The organism is Cohnella endophytica (assembly GCF_003628305.1).
GTDB classification, from domain to species: domain Bacteria; phylum Bacillota; class Bacilli; order Paenibacillales; family Paenibacillaceae; genus Cohnella; species Cohnella endophytica.
Genome location: NZ_RBZM01000006.1, coordinates 450,973 through 461,289, shown reverse-complemented (window position 1 = coordinate 461,289; position 10,317 = coordinate 450,973). Strand labels below are relative to the sequence as shown.

Here is a 10,317-nt window from a genome sequence, read left to right as displayed (position 1 = left end):
CGTAGAAATCCCCTATTATGCCACTCCGGCTAAAATGCTTCCTTGGATCCGAATAATACTCTGCACGTCTTAAGGATGATCTTGACATCGATCGTCAGATTTCTATTCGCGATATACTGAAGATCCAATTCCACCATTTCCTTAAAACCTACGCTGTTTCGACCCTTGATTTGCCATAGCCCCGTACATCCGGGGATAACGAGCAACCGCTGCATATCATAGGACGAATACATCGGCAGTTCTCTCGGCAAGGCTGGCCTCGGTCCTACTAAACTCATTTCTCCCCGAAGCACGTTCCACAATTGAGGCAGCTCATCGATACTTGTTTTCCGAATCCATTTCCCTATTCTCGTAATGCGAGGGTCGTCTTTCATCTTGAACATGGCGCCGCTCACGTCGTTTTTCTCGAGCAAGGAGTGGAACAACTCCTCCGCGTTCGTAACCATTGAGCGAAATTTATACATCTTGAATATCTTTCCGTCTTTTCCGACTCTCTTTTGCGCAAATAAAATAGGACCCCTAGGGTCCTCTATTTTAAGCAAGATGCACACGACCACGAAAATGGGAATGATGAGCAGCAGACCGGCAATCGAGCAGACGATATCCAACACTCGTTTGCTGAACAAGTAGGAAAGCTTTTCTTTCTTATAGAGATCATTCTGCATGATGACTTGAAATCTTTGCGCTTCCAGCGAGATTTCGAATTCATTGAGACTCATACCGGATCCCCCTCGGTAACCCCTAATTCTAGGGCTACACGATTATTCGATTATTTTTGGCGATATTGTCCAAGGCGTTTAACAACGGTATTCTAAGCTCTTTGTTCATTAACGCGAAATCGAGGGAAGTAAGAATAAACCCCAATTTGTCGCCGACGTCGTAGCGGGTCCCTTCGAACTGATAGGCATATACGTCCTCTACTTCCGCTAATTTCTGAATCGCGTCCGTCAACTGGATTTCGCCGCTCGCCCCTTTTTCCGCGTTCTCCAGGAAATCGAATATTTGCGGGGTTAGAATATAGCGGCCCATAATCGCCAAGTTCGAAGGAGCTTGTTCCTTCGCGGGTTTCTCTATGAACTCTCTCGTTTTATAAAGCCTACCGTACTGTTCGATAGGATTAACGATGCCATAGCGGCTCACCTCTTCATCCGGTACGGGTTGGACAGCCACGATGGAGCTCTGCATGAATTGGAACTTTTCGATCAATTGCAGCAAGCATGGCGTTTCCGCTCTGACGATGTCGTCTCCGAGCAATACCGCGAACGGTTCATCCCCGATAAACTTTCTTGCGCACCATACGGCGTGTCCTAGCCCCTTGGGCTCTTTCTGGCGTATATAATGAATGTCTATAATTTTCGACGAACGCTGTACTTCCTCTAACAATTCCAGCTTCTTTCTTTCCAGCAAGGTTTGCTCCAACTCGAACGCGCTATCGAAATGATCCTCGATCGCCCGTTTGCCTTTACCGGTTACGATAATAATATCTTCGATTCCCGATTCCACGGCTTCTTCAACGATATATTGAATGGTGGGCTTGTCCACGATCGGAAGCATTTCTTTCGGCATCGCCTTCGTCGCGGGGAGGAATCTCGTCCCTAGTCCCGCAGCCGGAATAATTGCCTTTCTTACTTTTTTCATCCCGTTTCCCTCCTCTTTATCTTTATGTTTGGTGATTGATGCCTTGTTGAATCGATTCGATTCCGACTTTGTTCAAAGAATAGTCCGGCGTACTTTTCCACTCCGACGATTTTACTTTTGCCACCATTGCCAATGTAGCTCTTCCAAGATGGTTTCTGACATCCTCTTCGGATTTAATCGTATCGTCCAGATACTCCCTTAGGAAAATGATTCCCGTCGCGATAATGAACGAGATAACGAATACGATTAATCCTTTGATTAGTAAGTTCGAAGAAACCGGTTCTGGATGGTTAGACACCTTAGCTTCGCTTAATATCGTTACGTTGTCGACGCTCATGATTGCGGGAATTTCCCGCTTAAACACCTCGGATACGGCATTGACGATTTGTACGGCTTTTTCTTGGGATAAATCGATGATGCTAATGTTCATCACTTGCGAATTCGATGAAGCTACGATTTTTACGTTGTCTATCAAGTTCTGTGCAGTCCGATCGATCTCGGGGTGACCGTTAACTACTTTATCCATGATGGCGGGGCTTTTGATGATTTCTTTATACGTGTTGATTATCATAATATTCGAACTGATTTCATTCGTATCCAATCTTGCCTGGGCGATGTCCCGACTCGTGTTCGTAACGATCAGCTTTGTGCTGGCCTCGTATTCCGGTTGGATCGTGTAGTATTCGTAAAGGCTTACCGGTAAGCAGCAAAATACAACGAACAGAAAAATAAACCACCATCTTCTCCCGATAATCTTGAAATAATCTTTAAGCTCTAGTTCCATCATGACCTCCAGCCATTGTTTTTTGGCTTGAATTAACTGTTTTTGTGATTTGTATAATAGTACGAATACAACGCATCGCTTTTTTTGTACTGAATCTTATTTAGGACAACTCCCAATATCGTCGCATTTACGTATTCCAATCGCTTCAACGTCTTCTGGGCGACTTGCCGCTTCACTTTCCCGGCATTCAGTACGCAAAGCACTCCGTCGCATTTCGTAGCTAACACCTGCGCATCCGTAACGGCAAGCACCGGGGGCGAGTCCACGATGATAATATCGAATTGCTCCTTCAAATCCGCCATGAGTTGATTCATTCGATTCGAAGAAAGCATTTCGGCGGGGTTAGGAGGAATGACACCGGATGGAAGAAGGGTTAAGTTCTCGATATAAGTATCTAATAAGCATTGCTGCAGCGGCATTTGCCCCGCAAGAGTATTGGATAGGCCCGATCTGTTTGATTTCGCGAAGTAAAAATGCTGAGTGGGGTTTCTCATATCGGCATCGACGATGACTACTTTCTTGCCTTCTTGCGCGAACGTGACCGCCAAATTGACGGATGTCGTTGATTTCCCAGCTCCCGGTTCGGGGGAAGTAATAAGAATGCTATGAACAGGCTTGTCCGGAGAAGTGAATTGAATATTCGTTCTAAGCATTTTATAGGATTCGGATATGGGAGATCTGGGATTTTCATGAGCGATTATTTTATGGTTCTTGGTTGCCGCCGGCATTAACTCTTTCACCTACCCAGATCGTATTTTAGTCCGCACATCCAACTTGTTTTCGTTTTTTGGTTGCTTCCGCATTTAATGATTCGACACGAGTCCGTATTGTTTTTCGACCCCTTAATAGCTGTCCGTCGGTCTACATGCAAGAAGAGCTTTAATTTTGTCGATTATTGCCCGCATGATGTTTTCCGTACCGTACTCATTTGAAAATAATCTAACCGGGGCATTCAACCCCCCCTCACAACACACCACCGACGATGATCGTCTAAGGCTGTCAACAGCCCACAGTATGCTCGAGTACCTACAATGATAAAGGTGTAGTAGGCATTACCTTTTGTATACAGATTGTAACAAAATCAATATTATGATACATTTCGTATATAGTCAATAGGCTTCTTTTAAAGTTCATTCCGTATCTCTTTTCGTTATTATGATACAGATTGTATCACATGTGGTTTTTTATTACAATATAGTTAACGGTTGTGCAAAAACCCCGCACTCTCGATAAAACCTGATTTCATTGCGGCTTTTCAACTGATTAAATGCTCATTTCCTTCGTCAATGCGGAGTATAAGGATACAAATTGTATTGTTAATATTTCATGAATCGGTAATGGAATTTTAGGATTTAAAATAAAAAAACTCAGCCTAGAATTCAGGCTGAGTTTTCATTTTATTGCGTATGATCGCAAGTTCTTAGGCCGCCACGTCCCGCTTCTTGAACACCGTCCAGGAGATGGCGTTAAATAGGATAAAGTATCCCGCCAGCACGGCTAACGAAAATCCAAGAGACATCGGATGATTCGAAATGGAACCTTTCGGATTGTTGATGTAAGTCGTTAGGTCTAAATGCATGAACAGCACATATTCGACCCACTTCTTATCGGAAGAGGCTAGGATCCCGGTTACGATTGACCCTGCGAAGAGCAACGAAATCGATAGACCTATCGCCAAACCGCTGCTTCGGAAAGCGGACGACATCATAAATCCGAAAGTCACGATGATGATCAAGCTAATGAATTGGAACAAGTAAAACTTCAGCATGAACTCCCCGTTCGAAAGTCCGCCAAAGCCGCCCAGAATCTCACCTGCCTGAGAACTCCCGAATAATGCAAAATTGATCAAGTAAGTAACAGCGAATGCGATAACGGTAAGAAACAGAGCGAACAGCATCGTCGAGATGTACTTGGACAATAAAATCGCGGATCGGCTCCAAGGACGAATGAGCAAGAGCTTGATCGTCCCCCAGGTAAACTCTCCTGCCACGGTCTCCGAGGCGATGACTACAGTGAAAATAATAATGAGTATGAATGAGAATACCGATTCGATATGCATCATGCCCCAACTGGATGTTGTATTCGAATCGCTAGTCAGCAACTTGCCTACCGAGATCAAGATCGGCAACCCGATAATGAAACCGAGCATGATCCAGGTCCGGATGCGGCGGTATATTTTCATATTCTCGTTCTGGACGAGTTTCATGAATTTACCCAATTTTATCACTCCCCGTCATCTCGAGGAATTGATCTTCGAGCGATTTGATCTTCACGCGAATGCCGTACACGTTAATGCCTGCTTCGACCAAACGACGATTGACGGCCGCTATGCCCGCGCGGTCTAAGGACAAGGATAATGTCCCGTCGACAATTTTTCCGGTGCCTTGTCCTTCCAGAATGCCAAGAGCGGCATCCGGATGGTCAACGTCGAATAATACTTCTTCGGATGTCGCCGCAACGTCGCCTTCCTGACCTCTGATCGAGCGAATATCGATAATCTGGCCCTTCTGCAAAATGGCCACCCTGTCGCACATCAATTCCATCTCGGACAGCAAGTGGGACGATACCAGTACAGCCGTGCCTTCATCCTGAGCAAGTCTGCGCAAATAATCCCTCAGCTCGCGAATCCCCGCCGGATCCAAGCCGTTAGTCGGCTCGTCGAGCACGAGCAGCTTCGGACGGTGCATGACCGCCTGAGCCACGCCTAACCGTTGGCGCATTCCGAGGGAATATTTCTTGACCTTATCATGTATCCGACCTTCTAAACCTACAAGCTTGACCACTTCTTGAATCCGTTCTTTGGTAATGGAAGGATTCATGCGCGCATAATGCAGCAAATTCTGATATCCGGTCAGAAACTTATACATTTCCGGGTTTTCTACGATCGCGCCTACTTGTTCGATCGCAAGGGGGAATTCCGTGCGAACGCTGTGATTTCCAACATGAATATCGCCTGCCGTCATCCCCATTAACCCGACGATCATCCGAATCGTCGTCGTCTTACCCGATCCGTTCGGACCAAGAAAACCGAATACCTCGCCCGGTTGTACCTCGAAGGACACGCGGTCGATAATCGTTCGTTTGCCGATGACTTTAGTCACGTTCTGCAAGCGAACGACGGGTGCTTGTGACATGAGCTAACCTCCGATATTAGATTACGTACAGGACAATTATACCAATTCCAGCTACCAATTCCGAACATTTATATAAATTTTATCTGGTATGGTGCTCGCAATGAACGCAATATCCCAACGGATAATGGACGCGATAATAACCCGTTCGAAATACGATGCCCGCTTGCTCCACCGTTTTCAGTTGGTTACACTTGACGCAATAAAATAAAACGGAATGCTCCATGACGATCCTCCATTTATATACATTTCGTTTCTTAATAATACATTTTGTATCATATATACAAAATAGGACACAACGTCGGCTTTGTCAAGTAAATGATGTCAGTTTCTGCGGGATTAAGTCGCATTCAGATGGTTAACCATTTCTTTCTGAATCGCTTGCCGGGCTTCCGGCGTCACCGCATAGTAATAAATTCCGTTAATCATTTTCCCTTGCCCCTGCAAATTTAAGGTTTCGACGTTCTTGATAGCAGGTCGGTAATTGAGCGCCAGATCGATCATATTCTGCGAAGTTAAATTCGTTCTTACGTAATCGGACAACTGGGACAACAAGCGCGGCAGCTTGGTAATGGAAGAAATGCGGGTCACCCGATCGACCGCGTCGGACAAAATCTGTCTTTGCCTTTGCGTTCTTCCGAAGTCGCCGTGAGGATCTTCTTTGCGCATACGGCTATAGGCGAGTGCTTCATTACCGCCCAAATGCTGCTCGCCTAACGGGAAAGTCAAACCCTCGTAATTGAACGCCCGTTCATTGTTCACGTCTACTCCGCCGAGAGTATCCACGATGCCGACCAAACCTTCCATATTCGTTTTCATATAATACGCTATCGGAATACCGAATAGATGCTCTACCGCTTCCACGGAAAGCGAAGTACCTCCAAAGGCATACGCATGATTGATTTTGTCGTATTTACCGGAATTCGGCATTAATACTCGAGTATCCCGAGGTATCGAGATCGCCACCGCGGATTGTGTCTTCGGCTGTAACGTTAATAGAATCATCGTATCGCTTCGTCCACGATCTCCGGCTCTCTCATCCACCCCAAGAAGCAGAATCGTAAAGGGATCCTCGTCGGATAAGCTCGGATGCCGAAGCCTCTCCACGTCTTTCTCGTTAAGCAGGGAAAGCGCTTGCGAATCGTTCGTGCCTCCTGCAGTTGTCGCTACCGGCACTACAAGCGATGAGTCGACGGCCGATGAGTCCGGTCCGGGCGATGCAATGGCCGAATCTTCCGATTGCGCCCCGAGCTCCCTCTCGAACACCGGATCGACCCATTTAACGGATGGAAGCGGCTCGTACATCGCATCCATTGTTTTGTTCATGGAGTACCATATGTATCCTCCGGTTAATAATCCTATAACTATAAGCGACAACAAGGAATAAACCGTAATTTTGATGACTAGAGAGCGTTTCACTGGGGCTACCCCTTTTCGCTTAAGATGACACGTCTAAATGACGAAATTCGCTATCGTCGTTTCGAGCGGAGAGCTTCTTATAAAGCGTATGAATATGCGGACTCGACACCAATACGTTACGAACGTACTCGTTTAACCGATATTGGAGCGCTTGACGTTCCAATCCGGTAAGAACCCACTTTGCTCCGTAGCTCTGATAACCTTCCACTTCATTCCGATATACGATGATCCCCCGCAAGCTTAAAGAATAATTCCCCAACCGCATTTTAAGGAACCATTCGACGTCCTCGCGAACGGGTAATTGTAGGAAGGTTACGAAACAGCATCCGCCCATTCCTACATTGTTAAGCATCACTCGCTGGGAACGGCTTCCCACCTCGCTCCCGTTAACGCTACGTAGCGATAACTCGGCGAATAAAGGGACATTGAAACCGAAGCGAACGCTCTCTCGCCTATTGTCTTCCTTCTCCTCTTCCATGTGATCACCGAGCCTCATTTTTTGATACATATCGTAACTATTTACACGAAATAACTTTACGATACAAATTGTATCAAGTCAAGAGGATCGTTTATTTCCTTGATGGATTCATGTTTATAGGGCATTCGTAATGGGTATGATAAAATATGAAATATTATTTGCGACATTTTGTCGCAAATAATGCAATTGTTCTGTATCCATATTATGATGAGATCAAAGACCATCCTTGGAGGGATCTAATGAATATCGGCAGTCGTCTCGCTTTTCTACGGGACCAACGCGGCTTGACTCAAGAAGAACTAGCTACTTCATTAGGTATCTCACGCGCGGCTTTATCCCACTACGAGAAAAATCGCAGAGAGCCCGATACCGAGACTTTGGGAAAAGTAGCCGACTTATTCCAAGTTTCAATAGATTATTTGGTCGGAAGAACCGCTCACTCCACCGTCACCTTAGATCCCGAAGTTCGCCAATTTTCGGACGAGCTGGAGCTATCGGACGATCAGCTTTTAGATAATTACGCCCTTACGATCGATGGACGCAAGCTTACTACCGAAGAAGCCCGAAGATTCATTGCTTTCGTCCGTGCCGAGCGGAATATGAACAGTCTATAAGCATACAACAAATAAAACCTCGCGGTAGCGATGCGTATGCATCGCGACACTGTCGAGGTTTTCCTTATTGTCTGTATTCTTATGTAGGAATTGGCTACTAAGATTGCTGCACCGGGTACAGGTATTCTTCCGGCCATTTGTCTTTCTGGATACCTAATTGTTCGAGGATCTTGCGGATGTCAATTGCCAACGGTTGCTCGCTTGCGTTCGTTCCCATCGGTATTTCCTTATCCATTTCCGCTCCCAAACCCTCTCTATTCCCCAGTTATGACACTAAAATTAGTATAGGGCATAGGTCTTGCGGAGGGTGTCGAGCGATGGAGTCCAATTGGTATTTTTTAGTAAGAAGTTTTGTCGAACAACGCATGTTTTGCACGAATGATTTGAAATCGTCATAGGTTCCATTACAAACCAATCTATAGAAAACGAATAAACCGATCCTTCCTTATGGGATTGGTTTATTTGACATTACGATCGATCCAGAATTTAATCATCTCTTTAAGCTTTCCCATGTTCATGAAAGCCACGATAGCGCTCGGCCTTTCCGTATGAGCCGCCTCGTCGAAGTAGACCAACCCTCGCTTCTCGTCGAACGCTTTAAGCTTCTTCATATTTACTAGGTTCGTCCGATCAAGTTTCCGGAAGCCCATCGATTCGGTATGTTTGGCATACATGCTGAGAGACGGAACGAGAGGATACACCCTGCCGTTGGAAGTGTGAAAGACGACTGCTCCATCTTCTGTTTGGATATATAATACTTCCGACATATCCATCATGATGATCTCACTTTCGTTGTTCCGATCCCTTGTGACGGGTTGTTTCATTCATTCCACTCCATGTCCATTTACCTGTTCCTCTTCCTTGCGCGTTAAACGCGTGGGCTGCATGACATTCATCCGGCAGCCCATGCGATCATAGCATTAACGCTTTAGCAATTCTTGAGGCACTTCTGGGCGGTTGCCGAAGACCCAGCATGCAGTCGTAACGAATACGATTGCGGAGGCTCCTAACATCGTCGCCAGCAATCCAGCGATTTTTTTACGCGTCATCATTTTCACCTCGCTTCCCTGAAATGAGAGAAATCGATTGAACAAAGAAAGCTAACGATAGGATATCGGATTGATAAAAGAAATTAGCCGCAATGAGGATGGCTCCGACCCACTTCATTCTTTGCAGCTGCCGTTCGCTTAGCCGGGTGACGCCACGCAGATTGGATGGCGCAAACGCTATGACGAACCCCAAGGCAACGGCGTTCATTGCGTACATTGCAACATCGCTTACGGGGATAAACGGAATGACGGTGACCGCCGCGGTTGAAACGACAATGCATGCGGTCGTCGACTTGAAATGATAACCTCCCGTCAGGTTGCGCATGAGCGCGATCGCCACGAGGGACATCGCGGTTCCCCAGAATGCGCCGTCTATAAGCCCGATCAACAACGACAAGGTAAACGTGATCGAATTCGACAATATCGAATTGATCGCGAATTGCATCACTTCCCGGCTAACGTGGCCGCGTTCATTGTGTCTGTACACGTAATCGCTAATTTTATGGGATAGCGCTTCGATCATAAGCTTCTCTCCTTCATGAGCGCGAAATAGAAGATGGCGTAGAGCGCGAACGCGGCCGAGGCAAAAGCCAGCAGCAAGGAAGTCGTCCCTCTTTCATAGATGAAAACGATCGCGGAAGCCAACAAGCTCCCGATGATCAATACATACAACAAAAGCCTATTCGTTCCGTGAAAATCGACCTTTTCACGCATTCGGTCCGGAACGAACGAAAATCCGATCCTTTTCTTCAACAGCGTTATGCAGATAAGCAAAGTGATCGTCGACGAAATGAGCTGAATGATTTTGACGGCATAGAAATCGGTCAAAACATCGATACGGTAGTTGAGAAATCGGGTCAAGTAGACGATCGATACTTCGATAAGGATATAACCCAGAAAACCGGTTATCGCCATAAGAAACGCATAGAAGTAGTGCACTCTGAACATGAGCCACAAAAAGACGAATATCCAAGCGATCATGAACAATGGAGTAATTGATTCCTGATTCAGCACTTCCCGCAGGAGATAAGAGGTTTGCGCCATGACGACGGCCGCGAACAAGATTTGGGGAATATAGGTCATTACGGGAAACCGATAAATGGCTAAAATAAGACTTATTCCCGCAATGGTCTCGAATATATTCACGCCGAAATCTACCAATATTCTCTCCATGCTTCTGCCTCCAAAGATGTAGTCGCTTTCA

The 10,317-nt window shown here is 46.1% G+C and carries 15 protein-coding genes; 1 reads left to right on the top strand and 14 read right to left on the bottom strand.

What is annotated here, in order from left to right; genetic code table 11:
- Positions 1-29 precede the first annotated feature (29 nt).
- The 9 genes from D7Z26_RS15780 to D7Z26_RS15745 all read right to left on the bottom strand — a co-directional run bounded on the left by D7Z26_RS15780 (position 30) and on the right by D7Z26_RS15745 (position 7,450).
- A complete protein-coding gene (locus tag D7Z26_RS15780) occupies positions 30-665 on the bottom strand; it encodes a sugar transferase (RefSeq protein WP_233566973.1) in 636 nt (211 codons plus the stop codon).
- An 88-nt stretch (positions 666-753) separates the two neighbouring features.
- Entirely contained in the window at positions 754-1,638 is an 885-nt protein-coding gene (gene galU / locus D7Z26_RS15775; RefSeq protein ID WP_120977929.1) for a UTP--glucose-1-phosphate uridylyltransferase GalU, read from the bottom strand.
- Positions 1,639-1,660: 22 nt separating this feature from the next.
- Positions 1,661-2,422, bottom strand: a complete 762-nt coding sequence (locus D7Z26_RS15770) for a YveK family protein (RefSeq protein WP_158602340.1) — start codon at positions 2,420-2,422, stop codon at positions 1,661-1,663.
- Positions 2,423-2,454: 32 nt separating this feature from the next.
- Entirely contained in the window at positions 2,455-3,150 is a 696-nt protein-coding gene (locus D7Z26_RS15765; protein ID WP_120977927.1) for a CpsD/CapB family tyrosine-protein kinase, read from the bottom strand.
- Between the two features lie 692 nt (positions 3,151-3,842).
- Positions 3,843-4,649, bottom strand: a complete 807-nt coding sequence (locus tag D7Z26_RS15760; protein ID WP_233566949.1) for an ABC transporter permease — start codon at positions 4,647-4,649, stop codon at positions 3,843-3,845.
- Positions 4,633-5,556: an ABC transporter ATP-binding protein gene (locus D7Z26_RS15755; RefSeq protein ID WP_120977925.1), complete on the bottom strand. Its 924-nt coding sequence runs from the start codon at positions 5,554-5,556 to the stop codon at positions 4,633-4,635. The genes D7Z26_RS15760 and D7Z26_RS15755 overlap by 17 nt, the downstream gene beginning before the upstream one ends.
- A gap of 79 nt (positions 5,557-5,635) precedes the next feature.
- Complete coding sequence (locus D7Z26_RS27315; protein WP_158602339.1) at positions 5,636-5,779, bottom strand: hypothetical protein; 144 nt, start codon at positions 5,777-5,779, stop codon at positions 5,636-5,638.
- Positions 5,780-5,892: 113 nt separating this feature from the next.
- On the bottom strand, positions 5,893-6,879 hold the full coding sequence (locus D7Z26_RS15750; RefSeq protein ID WP_147423867.1) for an LCP family glycopolymer transferase: 987 nt from the start codon (positions 6,877-6,879) through the stop codon (positions 5,893-5,895).
- A 112-nt stretch (positions 6,880-6,991) separates the two neighbouring features.
- Positions 6,992-7,450: a PilZ domain-containing protein gene (locus D7Z26_RS15745; RefSeq protein WP_120977923.1), complete on the bottom strand. Its 459-nt coding sequence runs from the start codon at positions 7,448-7,450 to the stop codon at positions 6,992-6,994.
- 239 nt (positions 7,451-7,689) lie between these two features.
- On the opposite strand from D7Z26_RS15745, the gene D7Z26_RS15740 reads away from it, so the two are divergent.
- Complete coding sequence (locus tag D7Z26_RS15740; RefSeq protein WP_120977922.1) at positions 7,690-8,064, top strand: helix-turn-helix domain-containing protein; 375 nt, start codon at positions 7,690-7,692, stop codon at positions 8,062-8,064.
- Positions 8,065-8,161: 97 nt separating this feature from the next.
- On the opposite strand, the gene D7Z26_RS27310 is transcribed toward D7Z26_RS15740, so the two are convergent.
- The 5 genes from D7Z26_RS27310 to D7Z26_RS15720 all read right to left on the bottom strand — a co-directional run bounded on the left by D7Z26_RS27310 (position 8,162) and on the right by D7Z26_RS15720 (position 10,286).
- Entirely contained in the window at positions 8,162-8,299 is a 138-nt protein-coding gene (locus tag D7Z26_RS27310; RefSeq protein WP_158602338.1) for a hypothetical protein, read from the bottom strand.
- A 223-nt stretch (positions 8,300-8,522) separates the two neighbouring features.
- Positions 8,523-8,888 (bottom strand): LytTR family transcriptional regulator DNA-binding domain-containing protein, encoded by a 366-nt coding sequence (locus D7Z26_RS15735; protein WP_120977921.1) that lies wholly within the window; start codon positions 8,886-8,888, stop codon positions 8,523-8,525.
- Between the two features lie 96 nt (positions 8,889-8,984).
- On the bottom strand, positions 8,985-9,113 hold the full coding sequence (locus D7Z26_RS15730; protein WP_120977920.1) for a cyclic lactone autoinducer peptide: 129 nt from the start codon (positions 9,111-9,113) through the stop codon (positions 8,985-8,987).
- Complete coding sequence (locus D7Z26_RS15725; RefSeq protein ID WP_120977919.1) at positions 9,103-9,636, bottom strand: accessory gene regulator ArgB-like protein; 534 nt, start codon at positions 9,634-9,636, stop codon at positions 9,103-9,105. Before D7Z26_RS15725 ends, D7Z26_RS15730 begins: the two co-directional genes overlap by 11 nt.
- Positions 9,633-10,286: a hypothetical protein gene (locus D7Z26_RS15720; RefSeq protein ID WP_120977918.1), complete on the bottom strand. Its 654-nt coding sequence runs from the start codon at positions 10,284-10,286 to the stop codon at positions 9,633-9,635. The genes D7Z26_RS15725 and D7Z26_RS15720 overlap by 4 nt, the downstream gene beginning before the upstream one ends.
- Positions 10,287-10,317 lie beyond the last annotated feature (31 nt).